Origin of the sequence: Rossellomorea aquimaris, from assembly GCF_003315075.1 — a bacterium.
GTDB lineage: Bacteria > Bacillota > Bacilli > Bacillales > Bacillaceae_B > Rossellomorea > Rossellomorea aquimaris_C.
The window spans coordinates 14,450-28,462 of sequence record NZ_QNRJ01000018.1; the positions used below are offsets into that span (position 1 = coordinate 14,450).

The window sequence follows — 14,013 nt, forward strand, 5'->3', positions numbered from 1 at the left end:
GGAATGGAGTTCATATTCAAATAGAATTCTATTTATAAGCTTATTACTTCTAAAAAACCAAGCGTGTGGAAGGGGAATCAGAATGGGGAGGTTGTTGCAAGTACCTAATCCACAAACCGGAGAAAGCTTAAAAAGTTTTTTGTCACGGATTTCAATGGCAAATCATTATGAATATATTTCATGGATGTACGAATTATGCAATTTTAAAAACGGAAAAAGTCTATATCGTTTGACTCCACGTGAAAATGACTTAAATGAACTGTCAAATTTAGTGGGAATACCATGTGAAAAATTATGGGGAATGACTTATGTAAACGAGTTTAATGATCGTTTATCTAGGGATTATTATACCCAACTAATTTATAAAACTGGGTTAGTTTATAAGCACTCAAAAGTTTGTCCGTGTTGTATTAACGAGGATAAGTATGAACATAAAATGTGGGACTTGAAAATAAACTTGGCTTGTTATAAGCATAAGATTCTTCTTATTAATGAATGTTCAAAATGCCATGGTTTTATTTCATATAGAAGAATTAATGTTGAATATTGCAACTGTGGGTTTCCTCTTATGAATCTGCCCAAGTTACATGCAAATAAAGCATTAATAGAGATTTCAAAATTACTTCAATATTCGCTTAATAAGATTTCTATTAAGGAGGAAACTTACAATCCTTTTTATGAATTATCCTTGAAAAATCAAGTTAGCTTATTAACTTATTTCTCAAAACAATTAACCTTATATTTGGATTATGTGAAATTCACCAATAATATTTCAACAACAAATAAAAATTTTCAACAAATAATAATCGATGCATTTGAGATATTTGAGAATTGGCCAAATAATTTTCATTCGTTTTTAAACAAGTTTCGAAGTACTCGAATCGAAAAAAGAGGAGCCAGGTTGCAGTTATCAGGTATATATATAGGTCTACATAGAAAGTTTACTCAACCTGAGTTTTCTTTTTTAAGAAATGAATATTACCAATCAATTAATAAAGATAAAAATAGAAATCATAAAGTAGTCAGATCAAAAATTTCATTAATAGAAGAATCAAACTTTCTAAATTCAAATGAAGTAACAAGATTATTAAAATTGAAACCAAGCACAGTAAAAAAGTTAATTATAAATGGAGTGTTAGAAGGTGATTACAAAGATTTTTCAAGTCATGAGCAGTTACTGGTTCCAAAAGAATCAATTAACAAGTATCATGCACTATTAAAAAATAATCTGAGTTTAACAGAGGTTGCCGCTATGCTCGATATTGGAGTAAGAAAGGTAGTTGAGTTGCAAAATGAGGGACTAATTAATGCATTACTTGGACCACACATGGGTATAAATCAATGGTTGTTTGCAAAAGATAGTGTAGATTTGCTACTATCAAACTTATTAAGTACAGTCAAAATTGAGGATGACAAATCTGGTGAAACTATAAATTTTAGACAAGCGACTAGAATTGCAAGCTTTTATAAACTGAAAATTGGAGATTTTATCAAACTTCTTCTTAAGAAGGAGATTATACCTTATCTCATTCAACCTCAAAACAATGGATTAAATCAAATCATGTTCAATAAATCAGATATTGAAAAGACACTCAAGTTCTATAATGAACGAACCGGTTGTGTCTTCAATGCATTAGAAATTTCCCGAATTTTGGGTGTGTGTGATGGTTATGTTCGATTTTGGATAAACGCTGGCCTAATTAGAAGTAATAGTGAAAACCAAGTGAAAAAGGTTCATATTAACGACTTATTAAATTTTCAAAAAAAATATATTTCATTACAGAGTTTATCTGCTAAATTGAATATTCACTCAACAAAATTGCGTCGATTACTATTAGAACAGAAAATCTACCCTGTTTTGGGAATGCACTAATTGGAGGTTATTTATATTTAGTGAAGGATGTTAAAGAGCATTTAACCTGTAGCAATAATACCTATTCCTGAAAGATTGAAATATTAAGGGATATTCATTATTTAAACCCTCTTTTTTTTACCAGTGTTTTAGACCTTGTCTCGGGTATCTTTATTTTATTTTTCGTTGAGAGGTGTCTTAATTCGTTTACTTTTCCTCGTTACTTTTCTCCACTTAGAAATTCAGATTAAATATTTCATTTTACAATCATCACCGGGCACTTTGCTCTTTTAGCCACTTTATGACTGACGCTTCCAAGGACCATTTCCTGAAGAGTATTCAGTCCGCGGCTTCCTATTACTACCGCATCGAAATTGTTTGAATTGGCATGGTGGACGATTGTCGGACCAGGCTCCCCGTGCAAGTAGTGAGTAGTATAGTCAATGTTAGCCTGCATAATCTTATGTTCAATCAGTTGGAGCTTTTTTCTCCGCTGATCTTGAGCATCGGTTCCCCAATGCTGAAGTACATCTTCTTTCGATTGCCTTCCATCAATAACATAAACCACGTCAATCCTTCCATGGCTTTGGCAAGATGCAAGGGCAATCGCTTTTTCAGTTGCGCGTACAGAATGTTCAGATCCATCTGTTGCTAACAGAATCTTTTTGAACATCATCTAATCCCCTTTCGATACACTGATATGATATATATTTAATTCGATAATAAATGATTATTTCCTTTTACATTCTTTTATAATTATTTTTACAAACAGACAATTTAGTGTGTAAATCAATCAAATTCGAAGCATATAAGAGAAAATGGTTGTTAAAATCGCTTTCATGATTGGTTCACAACTGGATGATTTCATTATATAATGTCTCTTGTGTTTAACGGACCCGGCTTTCATGAGAGTTGAAAGTCATTAATATTTTTTATAATGAGGTGTAGTATGGATAAATTGTTAACAATAAAATCCCAATGGTTTGGGAACATCCGTGGTGATATACTGGCAGGAATGGTAGTTGCCATGGCATTAATCCCTGAAGCGATTGCTTTCTCTATTATTGCCGGAGTTGATCCGATGGTAGGGTTGTACGCATCCTTCTGTATTGCCGTGGTGATTGCCTTCGTTGGTGGACGTCCCGGTATGATTTCAGCTGCAACAGGTGCGACTGCGTTATTGATGGTCACGCTTGTGGCAGATCATGGTCTTAAGTATCTGCTTGCGGCTACCATCTTGACGGGTGTGATTCAAATCCTGATGGGTGTATTTAAATTAGGGAGATTGATGAAATTTGTTCCCCGCTCAGTCATGGTGGGATTCGTGAATGCGTTGGGAATCTTGATCTTTACGTCTCAGCTACCTCACTTCGCAGGCGAATCTTGGGTGATGTATGCGATGGTCGCTGGTGCATTAGCCATTATTTATATACTGCCGAGATTTACAAAAGCAGTGCCATCTCCGTTGGTAGCGATTGTTACGATAACAGTAGTGGCGGTTCTCACTAATAGCGGTGTTCGAACAGTTGGGGATATGGGTGAATTAACGCAGTCACTCCCGATATTCTTAATCCCTGAAATCCCTTTTAACTTTGAAACTTTGCAAATCATCTTCCCTTATTCACTATCCATCGCCATCGTTGGACTGGTGGAGTCATTGCTGACGGCTTCAATTGTGGATGATATGACAGATACAACAAGTGATAAAAACACTGAGGCAAAAGGACAAGGTATTGCAAATATTGTGTCTGGCTTCTTTGGAGGTATGGCTGGTTGTGCGATGATTGGACAATCTGTCATCAACGTGAAGTCAGGCGGTCGAGGAAGACTTTCTGCTTTCGTAGCCGGGGTATTCCTCATGGTCTTGATTTTATTACTGAATGATTTCTTAGTGAACATTCCGATGGCAGCACTTGTAGGTGTCATGATCATGGTTTCAATTGGTACGTTTGATTGGTCTTCCATCAAGAATCTTCACAAGACACCTTTGTCTGATACAGTTGTGATGGTGGCAACGGTCATGACAGTCCTATTGACCCACGATCTATCCAAAGGGGTTTTAGTGGGCATCATCTTGAGTGCGGTATTCTTCGCTTCCAAAATTTCTAAAGTGAAGATTACTGTCCTGTCGTCTGAACAGTCGCATAAGAAAGTTTATCGTGTTACAGGTCAATTATTCTTTGCCTCTGTCACAGAGTTCGTTGAATTCTTTGACTTCAGTGAAGAAGTAAAAGAAGTGACACTGGATCTTTCCCGCGCTCATCTATGGGATGATTCAGCTGTCGGGGCAATTGACAAAGTGGTCATCAAATACCATCAAAATGGTGTGAAGGTAAACTTGAACGGTCTAAATGAAGAAAGTCATAAACTCGTCGACAGGTTAGCACTTCACAATAAACCTGGTGGCCTTGATAGAGTTGTGGGACATTAATCAAGAAGCTCTCAGTCTGTTTTACCGGACTGGGGGCTTTTTTGTTTCTTTCTGGACGGATTGGTCAATTGGATTGCTATATTATATTATATTCATTTATAATTAATAATAAATGAATATAATGTAATATAGTAAATGATGCGTGAGGTGGAGTGGATGTTGAAAGACACAGGTGAACGCGTTATCCCCGATCAAATGAAACCCTCTAATGGACTTTTACTGGAGCATTTGGCACGGTATCAGTTTTCCCTGCCGTTTGTGACAGGCAGGGTATTGGACTTGGCCAGCGGGTCAGGTTACGGGGCGCAGTTCATTGCCAAGAAGAAAAAAGAGGACATCAGCGAGGTGATCGGCCTGGATGCAGATGAGATAGCGGTCAGATATGCACGGGGACGATACTTTCACCCAAAGGTGGCTTATTACTGTGAAGATGCGGCCGATCCCGAGCTTTCTAAAGAGTATGGGACCTTTGATACGATCGTGTCATTTGAAACGATTGAACATATTAAGGAAGAAAAACAGTTCCTTTTCAATCTGTATCAGCTCCTGAGACCTGGAGGGACACTATTGTTATCCACCCCTTTTGGAAAGGGGCGCGGTGTGGAGTGCGGTTCTCCGTTTCATGTTCATCAGCTGACGGTGCAGGAATTTTACCATCTTTTTAATGGCTATCCTTATGAGCGTGTAGAATTTTACTTTCAACACGGGGTGTTGATTGAACCGGCGCGGGAAGATCGTTGCTATCCCCTCGGAATTGCCGTTTGTAAAAAGAAGAAATCATGATGAAACAGGACCATTAAGGTTCTGTTTTTATTATGCCTCAAAAACAGGAAAGAATAATAAATGGTTATAAATAAATATAAAAGATTATATTTAATTTTATTTTGTTATATTTATATAGAAATAAAGAGATATTCGAAGGATTAATAAGTAATCTTCCCATGTTTTCGCTTTCATTGCGTTTTCCTTGTGTGTGGGTCTGTGTTATGATTCGTTCTGTTGAAAACGGAATGTGCTCATCGTGAGAGTCGAGAGCAATAAAAAATTGAAAGAGGTGCTGAATTGAATTTACAGACAATGAAACAAGACTGGTTTGGCAATATAAAGGGAGATGTGTTATCAGGCATTGTCGTTGCACTTGCACTCATTCCCGAAGCGATTGCTTTCTCCATCATCGCAGGGGTGGACCCGATGGTCGGTCTTTATGCTTCCTTTTGTATATCCGTCGTCATTGCCTTTCTTGGAGGACGTCCCGGGATGATCTCGGGTGCTACGGGGGCTATGGCACTATTGATGATTACTCTCGTGGCAGATCATGGGTTGCAGTATTTACTGGCCGCAACTATTCTTACAGGGGTTTTGCAAATCTTATTTGGGGTATTTAAATTGGCAAGTGTCATGAAATTTGTACCGCGCTCGGTAATGGTAGGGTTCGTGAATGCACTTGGTATTCTGATTTTCACTTCCCAGCTTCAACACTTCGAAGGTGAAGGTTGGATGATGTATGGGATGGTTGCATTAACATTAGCAATCATATATATTTTACCGCGCTTTACAAAAGCTGTTCCATCGACACTCGTGGCAATCGTTGTCGTAACGGTTATCGCGATTCTAGGGAATGTTGACATCAGGACCGTGGGTGACTTAGGAACATTAAAACAAGAATTGCCTGTTTTCCTCCTTCCTGATATCCCGTTAACTTTTGAAACACTGCAAATCGTTTTCCCGTATTCTCTTGCTTTAGCAGTGGTCGGTCTTCTGGAATCACTGTTAACCTCATCGATTGTTGATGATATGACAGATTCTGAAAGTAATAAGAATAAGGAAAGCCGTGGACAGGGATATGCGAATGTGGTGACAGGTTTCTTTGGAGGGATGGCCGGCTGTGCAATGATCGGACAATCCGTCATCAATGTGAAATCGGGCGGAAATGGGAGGCTCTCCTCCCTTGTAGCAGGAGTATTCCTGATCTTCCTGATCATTGTCCTCGGAGGAGTCGTTGTACAGATCCCGATGGCTGCCCTTGCAGGCGTCATGATCATGGTGTCAATCGGTACATTTGACTGGTCTTCTGTACGAAACCTTCACAGATTGCCTAAAACAGATGCTACCGTGATGGTGATCACGGTATTGACGGTGGTCTATACACATGACCTATCCAAGGGTGTATTCGCAGGAGTACTTTTAAGTGCAATTTTCTTTGCAGCGAAAATTTCCAAGGTTGAAGTAGTGAAAGAGAAGGTAAAGGGCGATCATCATAAAAAATACCATGTGCATGGCCAAATCTTTTTCGCCTCTGTCAACGATCTCATTAATAAATTCGAATATAAAGATGTGGTTCAATCAGTTGAAATCAATTTGAAGAATGCCCACCTCTGGGATGACTCAGCCATTGGTGCATTTGATAAGATCGAAACCAAGTTCGAGCAAGAAAATATTACGGTCTTCTACACAGGATTGAATGAAGAGAGCCAAAGGTTAAAGAACCGCATCGGTGGATTATCCAAAGCATCAGGACACTAACATCAGTATAGAAAGTAGGGAACGACGTGTATAAACGCATTTTGCTGGCAGCAGATGGATCGGATCATTCCATGCGGTCTGCCGAACATGCCATTGAGTTAGCTAAGAAATTTGATAGTACTGTAGATTTGGTTTATGTTGTGGATGGTGATACATCAAAGTATGATGTCCTTCACCATGAAAATAAGATTAGAATTGAAGAGGCTAGAAAGCAGCGAATCTTTCCTTTGGAGGAAATGTTTGAAGAATCAGGTGTTCATTACGTCACTCAAGTGCTTCACGGGGAACCGGCACCTGCCATCATCGAATTTACGGAAAAAGCTAAGTCGGATCTCGTTGTGATTGGGAGCAGAGGGCTGAATTCCCTGCAAACGATGCTCTTAGGAAGTGTGAGTCATAAAGTCGTGAAACATGTTCATTGCCCGGTTATTATAATTAAATAACAAAAAGGTTGATCTGAATCACAGATCAACCTTTTTACATGCTGATAATGATAAGATGGAGTAGTGTAAAGCAAGGTGTGGGAGGGGTTTTTTTGTTTCAATCGAGTCATTCTGTACCGTTTCAATCAAAGGGCTATTATGGCTGGTATATCGTCGGAATCGCCGCGCTGGGCATTTTCTTTTCCGGACCAGGCCAGACTTATTCCGTTTCGGTGTTTATAGATGCGTATATCCGTGAATTTGGATGGGGACGATCAGAGGTTTCCTCCATCTATTCTGTTGCTACCCTCGCTGCCGGCCTTTGTATGTTTTTTGTAGGAAGGTTTATTGACCGTTTCGGACAACGCAACATGCTGGTAGCCGTGTCTCTTCTGTTAGGGTTCGCATGCCTGTGGAATAGTCTTGTCGGCAATTTGGTCATGTTATTCATCGGCTTTTTCCTGCTTCGTATTTTAGGGCAGGGCTCGATGACGCTGATTCCCAACACGCTGGTCCCGCAGTGGTTCATCGTCAAAAGAGGGAAGGCATTGAGTTACATGGCGATAGGCGGCTTTGCCAGTTCCGCTTTTTTCCCCGTTGTAAATGCATGGCTCTTGAATGAATACGGCTGGAGATTTTCCTGGCTGGTCTGGGGAGCGATCCTGATCGTCCTGGTTGCACCGCTCATGCTCTTTTTTGTCAGAAACAAGCCTGAGGACATCGGTCTCCTTCCTGATAACTATGTGAAGAGCACATCTTTAAAGGATGATGAAAAAACAAATGAGATTGAGGAAGAGAACTGGAGTCTCCAGGAAGCAATGAAGACAAAAGCATTCTGGCTGATTCTTTTTTGCGTGAGCATCCCTGCCATCATCAATACCGGCATCACCTTCCACTTGATTTCGATCTTTAAATGGAATGATCTTTCTCCAGGAATGGCAGCCGTTGTGCTGAGCCTGATGGCACTTATCGGCTTTCCAATCACGCTTGTCGCAGGAAGAGTATTGGACCGGGTGAAGGTCAACTATGTATTGGCGGGGATTTTCTTAGGTGAAATCATCTTCATGGTCTTTCTATTAACCACCAACACTACTATGACGGCCATTCTCTTTGGTGTTCTTTGGGGCATCAGCGGTGGCTTTGAACGGATCGCCCTGAATTACGTGTGGGCAAGCTATTATGGAAGGGAGTCACTGGGCAGTATTAAAGGCACGGCGACGACAGTGATGGTCATCGGTTCTGCATTCGGCCCGCTGCCATTTGGATATGCATTCGACTTTTTCCATGGCTATACAGAAATATTGGTCGCTTCGACGGTTCTTCCCCTGCTTGGGTTTACGTGTGCCGTCATTGCGAGGAAGCCGAATAAACAAGATTTAGTAATGAAAGGATAGGTTCCATGGACAAAGAGGCAGTCCTGTCAATCAGAAGGGAAAGCGGACTGACGCAGCGTGCTTTCGCAGATGCAGTCAAGTGCAGCTATTCCCTGATTGCATTAGTGGAAAGCGGGAAGCGGCGCGTGACAGCGAAACTTGAAAAGAAGATCCGCAAGGCTTTCCCTTATAAAAAAAAGCATAAAGAAAAAAGGCCGTGAATTCGTTCACGACCTTTTCTATAAACGTTCGCCATTCTTCAAGCGTTCAATATACTCACTCAAATCTTCTTTCTTCACACGCCAATGACGGCCGATTTTAAACCCGGGAAGCTTCCCTTCCTGAACCAATTTATATGTTGTCATTTCACTTAGCTGCAGATACTCGGCAACCTGTGCAACGGTCATGATTTCTCGCGTCATTTAGGATCCTCCTAATTCTACTTTACTACTAATGATAACATAAACACCTCTTATAACGGAAAAAGAGATCTACAGCTTTAGTGAAATATTTTAAATTCGAGCGAAGATAAACGTTAATAAAGAAATTCAAACCACAAAAATAGAATTATGAAAAGAGGAGCACCTCACTTTACTCGAGTAAATGAATGTATGAACCAAAATACACACTGAAAATAATCAATCCTTAATTAGAAAATCAAACCTTACCCATTTTATAAACTATGGAAGGGGTTTTTAAATATTCTTTAACAAGATTATCTAAACCCACATTCATGATGATTTGATTTTTTATTAAGTACATGTAGTAAAGCAACCCTATCTATTGTTGCCGTAGGAACAATAGTCTTTTTCCATCTTTAATTTTTGGCCCTGATATTGAGGTTAGTTTTCCCCTAGTATATCTTTTAATAACTTGTTTTATCTGAAGGTTGAGTTGTAATGACAATTCTAGAGTTGTTATAAACCTTTTATGAAAGTCCATAAAGTTTACGAAGGGAATAGCCTCTGTCATTCGGTGATCAATCTCTCCAAATCGACCACTTTCTATCCAATATTGTATGTCTGATCTTTTAATTCCTAAGAGGATCCCGATATCTCTATATGAGATAACTTTAGACTTCTCACAATCCCTTAATATAATGTCTTTAATTAGAAAATAGAGGTCTCTTTTATCTAATATTAGCTTTGAAATTTCGTTTGAATTACAAGTAAATTTAATAGATCCATTTAAAATGTTTCTAATGATAAAATGTGTCTTTTCGGGACCTACCCATTCCACAGCATGGTTAAAATTAATCGGGTTATCATCAATACCTTCAATAGATGCTTGCTTAACTTTTTTATCGAATTGAAAAACAGAACTTTTTGGGATAACCCAGCAATATGCACTGCCTGATTTATAAGTAAAAGCGTCTTCAATTAGGTGATTATTCAAGATAGAATATGTAGCTTTTGGGCTTGTTCCCCACCTTTCTCTCAATTCTTCTTTGGAGTAACTTTTTTCAAAATGACACATGAAAGAGTCTATTTCCTCTTGTTTGATTAGAGTAAATTCAAAATCATAGTACCTTATTTTATGAAATTTTATTTGATTTGAATTGGTAATACTTCCATTAAATCCAGGATATAAAAATTTTACCTCATCAGATCTTATGTGATTTGACGGTGAAAGTCCTTTGTCAATCGCTATATAGTTAGTAAATTCTTTGGAAATTTCCCATAAAGGTGTGTTAATAATTCTTGGAAGTCCATATTTAATAAAGCTTTTAAGATAATAGTTATCCTCATTTTTTTTTGCTATATTAATGAATTCATTAAAATTATATGGCCAATTAGAAATAATTTTAAATACATAACCATATAAACATGCCACCTGTTCAATAGTACGGAAATTCTTTAAATGGTGTCTGTCTAAGATGTTTCCTGTGAAATGTAAATTGTTTTTTGGCATTGAAAATTCATTTCTAGGAATCATTTTAACAGCCCATAAGGCTAGAAAATCTAGAGTTTTTAAATAAGTTGGCGGATCGTGAATCCAGGCTAAAGGTGATACCAGGTTATTATTTTCATGAATTTCATTCAATAGTTGTTGGTATTTAATAAGTACATCAGGATACTTGGGTCTAATTGGTGAATTTGATAGTTTATTTTTACATTTGCTACATTCATCCTGTATAATAGACTTAGTATTTTGAATATTATTACAACGATTGCAACTGTCCAACAGTAATGTTTTGTGCTCTATACAAATAATAGAATGGCAACTTATCCAGGACTTTTTTTGATAGCCCCTTAACTTAAGGCACTTTGGACAATACCTACTTTTCTTGGATAAAAACCAAAAGCTTCTTGATTGTTTTCGAATTTCTTTGTTATTACTCTCAAAATGATGATATAGAGTTAACTTCTCTGCTACTTCTAAAGTGATTCCGAGAAAATCAGAAATGCTTTTTAACTCATCCCCAAATACCCAATTGACTCTTTCAGGTTTCAAATCAATGGATAACTCCTCTTCAATTAATTGGAATACCCAGTCAAGATTACTCATCTCATGTTCTCTAGCTACCCTGTATATAAAACTTAATAGCGTTTCTTGTGGATAAGGTTTTGGATAAAAAAGCAACATACATTCAACCACCCTTTTAATTAGAGTGTTACCTTATTTTGTGAATTTTAAATGTAGGTGATGATAAATGAAAGGTGCAAGGAAAATCAAAGCTAGCAGCAAACTAAGCATTAGAGGAAAGCACAATAGCACAAAGATGTACCAAATGATTCCTTGGGAAAGTACGTTGGAGCGAGACTTTATTAAACTTCTAGATTTTGATCCAACCGTTGTTTCTTTTAAATTTCAGCCTGAACAAATCAACTTTATCTACAAAGGAAAACAACGAAAATATTATCCGGATTTTCTTGTCGAAAGAAATGATTTTGAAAAGTATATTTATGAGGTAAAGGCCTTTGAAAAAATTGAAGAAGATATAAATAAATTGAAGTTTCAGGTTGGAATAAAGTTCTGTAGTGAAAGAAATATGAAATATGTAGTAGTAACAGAAAAGGATATTAGAAAAGGGTTTTTAATTGAAAACCTCGATGTATTATCTGAAGTCAGACAAGAGTCTACCAGCAGTACCGTGATGAGTGAAGTGATAAGAATAATGGAAGCACTAGGAGGGAAAGCGAAAATAGCAACCTTGAAAGAAAAAATTAAGCCTATTAGTGATGGTGAAGCAGAAAATAATATATATTATTTGATTTATACCCATCAATTATCAATGGACTTAATATCAATTCCTATTAATGATGAATCTATTGTAGAAAGGATGAGTAATTAGTGGCAGGATATTCTTTCTCACCCGGGTCTAGATTTTTAATTAGAGACAATGAGTATTTAATAAGAAAAGAGATACAACAAGATGTTGAACTCGATAATTTAAATTACAAACAAATTGAGCTTTGGAAAAAGGATGAGCTGCTAAAACTATGGTGGGAAGGCACATTAGTTTTTAGGGAAAAAGAGGCAGAAATAGAGTATATACGGATTCTAAATATAAATGATTTAAACGAAAAATCAAAAAACGAAGCTATTAGACGTTATAAGATATTAGAGCCAGTTATAAAAGGTGAGGTTTTACCATCTGAAGTTAAGGATTATATCAATTCGTTAAATGGAGAAGTGAAAAAGTCAGCTTTTTATGAATGGAAGAAGAGATGGGAATGTACTGAGGACATTCGAGCATTAGTCGCTTTTAAATCGGGTCCAAAGGGACCCAAGATTTCACCAGAAGTTCAAGACGTTTTGGATGGTGCTATTAACCATTATCTAGAGAATTACGTCTATGAAGGTTTAAAATATACGATTGAAGATATCTATTCAGAATTTATTCTAAGGATTGATGAAGAAAATCAATACAGAGAATCATTAGAAAAATTAAACTACGTTTCTCGTTCTAAAGTTAGAAGAAGGTTTATGGAGCTAGTTGATATTTATAAAGTTGATTTACCTAAAACGGGTAGAGTATTAGCCCAATTAAAGAGAGATGGTGTTAAAGAAGAGGTAGTTACGACTAGACCCCTTCAAAGAGTTGAAATTGATTGGACGCCTGTGGACCTGATGATGATTGATCCAGCAGATTTAAAACCTAAAAGACCAAATTTAATTTATGCCGTGGATAAATTTTCAGGAATGCCAATGGGTTTTTTTGTTACTTTTAAGCCTGTTGACAGCATGGCTCTAAAGCAATGTCTAATTCATGTAATTATGCCTAAAACTTACTTGAAGGAATTATACCCTTTAGTTGATAACGAATGGATCGCTCACGGAATTCCACATACTATTGTGGTTGATAACGCGAGTGTTAACGATTCATATGAGTTCGAAGAGGCGTGCCTTCAGCTAGGAGTAAATGAGGTTCAATTTTGCAAAATCGATGCAGGTCACCAAAAGGGGACAATCGAAAGAGCTTTTAGAAGGTTAAACACCATGTTTATACATAGTCAAAAAGGCACTACCTTTTCAAATTTCATTGAAAAAGGAAGATATGATTCTCAAAAGAATGCTTGTATAACTATTCAGGGTTTTATTTATATGGCACATCTCGGAATGGTTGACATTGTAGCTAATAGTTATGACAAGAGACGGGGGAATTCTCCTCAAAACCTTTGGAGTCAAGGGATTAAGGATAATAAACGCCTGACCCTTCAAATTCCACGAAGTATTCAATCTATGAAAATCATTCTTATGGGAGGATCAGAATTAAGGATTATTCAGCAGCAAGGGGTGGTAATTCAAAATGAATATTATTATAGTCCTGAGTTAATGGAGCTAAAGAACCTGTTAGAGAAATATAAACGAAAGAATGAGAAAGTAAGAATTCGATTTGATTTGTGTGACATGAGGATGGTGTTTGTCTTTGACCCCATAAATAAGAAATATATCGCCGCTGAATTCACTGGACTAAAAAGGAAAAAAATAAATGTGGATTTGCCTGTTCCATATATGGCTTTGGAATTAGATATCCAAAAAAGAAATGAAGTAAGAAATTCATTCAATCCCAGTAACAGAGCAAAAACAAAACGTAAGATGACATTTATTCGGGAACAAGATCAAAATAAAGTTAAAAAGTGGATGAAAAATAAAGGGGAAATGAATTCCCTGGAACAAAAGGTTAACTTCCTTTCCGAAGCTGTGCTGAACCAACCAAAGGAAAAAAAAATGAATAACAACGCTGTTATTACTACTGAAACTTATATCGATGTTCCTAAAGAAAATGATGAAATAAAAATCATAAAAGAAGACAAGAAAGTAAAACAAAGCAAAGAAAATAATCCTAAGGATAAGGCTCAAGTTGATAGAGGAGAGATGTGGTTCATGGAATATGAGGACACAGATATTGAAGATCTTCCAAGTTGGAATGCATCAATGAAAAAAGACAGAAAGGAGCTGCAGTAA

Annotated in this window: 12 protein-coding genes; 9 read left to right on the forward strand and 3 right to left on the reverse strand. The window is 37.3% G+C overall.

All coding sequences use genetic code 11. The features are described 5' to 3' along the window. Positions 1 to 82 precede the first annotated feature (82 nt). The gene (locus tag DET59_RS16995; protein ID WP_113970812.1) at positions 83 to 1,873 is read left to right on the forward strand and encodes a TniQ family protein; all 1,791 of its coding nucleotides are present in this window, start codon (positions 83 to 85) and stop codon (positions 1,871 to 1,873) included. Between the two features lie 235 nt (positions 1,874 to 2,108). Here the strand turns inward: DET59_RS16995 and DET59_RS17000 are convergent, their stop codons facing one another. Next, positions 2,109 to 2,525 (reverse strand): universal stress protein, encoded by a 417-nt coding sequence (locus DET59_RS17000; protein WP_113970813.1) that lies wholly within the window; start codon positions 2,523 to 2,525, stop codon positions 2,109 to 2,111. Positions 2,526 to 2,801: 276 nt separating this feature from the next. Between DET59_RS17000 and DET59_RS17005 the strand changes: the two genes are divergently transcribed. The 6 genes from DET59_RS17005 (at position 2,802) to DET59_RS17030 (ending at position 8,822) form a co-directional block, all read left to right on the forward strand. Next, positions 2,802 to 4,283, forward strand: coding sequence for a SulP family inorganic anion transporter (locus DET59_RS17005; protein ID WP_113970814.1), 1,482 nt, complete (start codon positions 2,802 to 2,804; stop codon positions 4,281 to 4,283). Positions 4,284 to 4,439: 156 nt separating this feature from the next. Continuing rightward, positions 4,440 to 5,066 carry a class I SAM-dependent methyltransferase gene (locus DET59_RS17010; RefSeq protein ID WP_113970815.1) on the forward strand — a complete coding sequence of 209 codons (627 nt, stop codon included), beginning with the start codon at positions 4,440 to 4,442 and terminating at the stop codon, positions 5,064 to 5,066. Between the two features lie 294 nt (positions 5,067 to 5,360). Further along, positions 5,361 to 6,806, forward strand: coding sequence for a SulP family inorganic anion transporter (locus tag DET59_RS17015; RefSeq protein WP_397540961.1), 1,446 nt, complete (start codon positions 5,361 to 5,363; stop codon positions 6,804 to 6,806). A gap of 26 nt (positions 6,807 to 6,832) precedes the next feature. Further along, positions 6,833 to 7,249 carry a universal stress protein gene (locus DET59_RS17020; RefSeq protein ID WP_113970817.1) on the forward strand — a complete coding sequence of 139 codons (417 nt, stop codon included), beginning with the start codon at positions 6,833 to 6,835 and terminating at the stop codon, positions 7,247 to 7,249. A 92-nt stretch (positions 7,250 to 7,341) separates the two neighbouring features. Further along, on the forward strand, positions 7,342 to 8,622 hold the full coding sequence (locus tag DET59_RS17025; protein ID WP_258549713.1) for an MFS transporter: 1,281 nt from the start codon (positions 7,342 to 7,344) through the stop codon (positions 8,620 to 8,622). A gap of 5 nt (positions 8,623 to 8,627) precedes the next feature. Further along, positions 8,628 to 8,822, forward strand: coding sequence for a helix-turn-helix domain-containing protein (locus DET59_RS17030; RefSeq protein ID WP_113970818.1), 195 nt, complete (start codon positions 8,628 to 8,630; stop codon positions 8,820 to 8,822). 18 nt (positions 8,823 to 8,840) lie between these two features. On the opposite strand, the gene DET59_RS17035 is transcribed toward DET59_RS17030, so the two are convergent. Both DET59_RS17035 and DET59_RS17040 read right to left on the reverse strand, forming a co-directional pair. Beyond that, on the reverse strand, positions 8,841 to 9,023 hold the full coding sequence (locus DET59_RS17035) for a helix-turn-helix domain-containing protein (RefSeq protein WP_060671699.1): 183 nt from the start codon (positions 9,021 to 9,023) through the stop codon (positions 8,841 to 8,843). Between the two features lie 358 nt (positions 9,024 to 9,381). Next, entirely contained in the window at positions 9,382 to 11,187 is a 1,806-nt protein-coding gene (locus DET59_RS17040; RefSeq protein WP_113970819.1) for a TniQ family protein, read from the reverse strand. 67 nt (positions 11,188 to 11,254) lie between these two features. Here DET59_RS17040 and DET59_RS17045 point away from each other — a divergent pair, with 67 nt between their 5' ends. Continuing rightward, the gene (locus DET59_RS17045) at positions 11,255 to 11,896 is read left to right on the forward strand and encodes a TnsA endonuclease N-terminal domain-containing protein (protein ID WP_113970820.1); all 642 of its coding nucleotides are present in this window, start codon (positions 11,255 to 11,257) and stop codon (positions 11,894 to 11,896) included. Beyond that, a complete protein-coding gene (locus DET59_RS17050) occupies positions 11,896 to 14,013 on the forward strand; it encodes a Mu transposase C-terminal domain-containing protein (RefSeq protein WP_113970821.1) in 2,118 nt (705 codons plus the stop codon). Before DET59_RS17045 ends, DET59_RS17050 begins: the two co-directional genes overlap by 1 nt.

Coding starts and splice junctions, on each gene's coding strand:
- DET59_RS17040 (WP_113970819.1), bottom strand. CDS start 11,187: ATGTTGCTTTTTTATCCAAAACCTTATCCACAAGAAACGCTATTAAGT.
- DET59_RS17005 (WP_113970814.1), top strand. CDS start 2,802: ATGGATAAATTGTTAACAATAAAATCCCAATGGTTTGGGAACATCCGT.
- DET59_RS16995 (WP_113970812.1), top strand. CDS start 83: ATGGGGAGGTTGTTGCAAGTACCTAATCCACAAACCGGAGAAAGCTTA.
- DET59_RS17035 (WP_060671699.1), bottom strand. CDS start 9,023: ATGACGCGAGAAATCATGACCGTTGCACAGGTTGCCGAGTATCTGCAG.
- DET59_RS17000 (WP_113970813.1), bottom strand. CDS start 2,525: ATGTTCAAAAAGATTCTGTTAGCAACAGATGGATCTGAACATTCTGTA.
- DET59_RS17015 (WP_397540961.1), top strand. CDS start 5,361: ATGAAACAAGACTGGTTTGGCAATATAAAGGGAGATGTGTTATCAGGC.
- DET59_RS17045 (WP_113970820.1), top strand. CDS start 11,255: ATGAAAGGTGCAAGGAAAATCAAAGCTAGCAGCAAACTAAGCATTAGA.
- DET59_RS17030 (WP_113970818.1), top strand. CDS start 8,628: ATGGACAAAGAGGCAGTCCTGTCAATCAGAAGGGAAAGCGGACTGACG.
- DET59_RS17010 (WP_113970815.1), top strand. CDS start 4,440: ATGTTGAAAGACACAGGTGAACGCGTTATCCCCGATCAAATGAAACCC.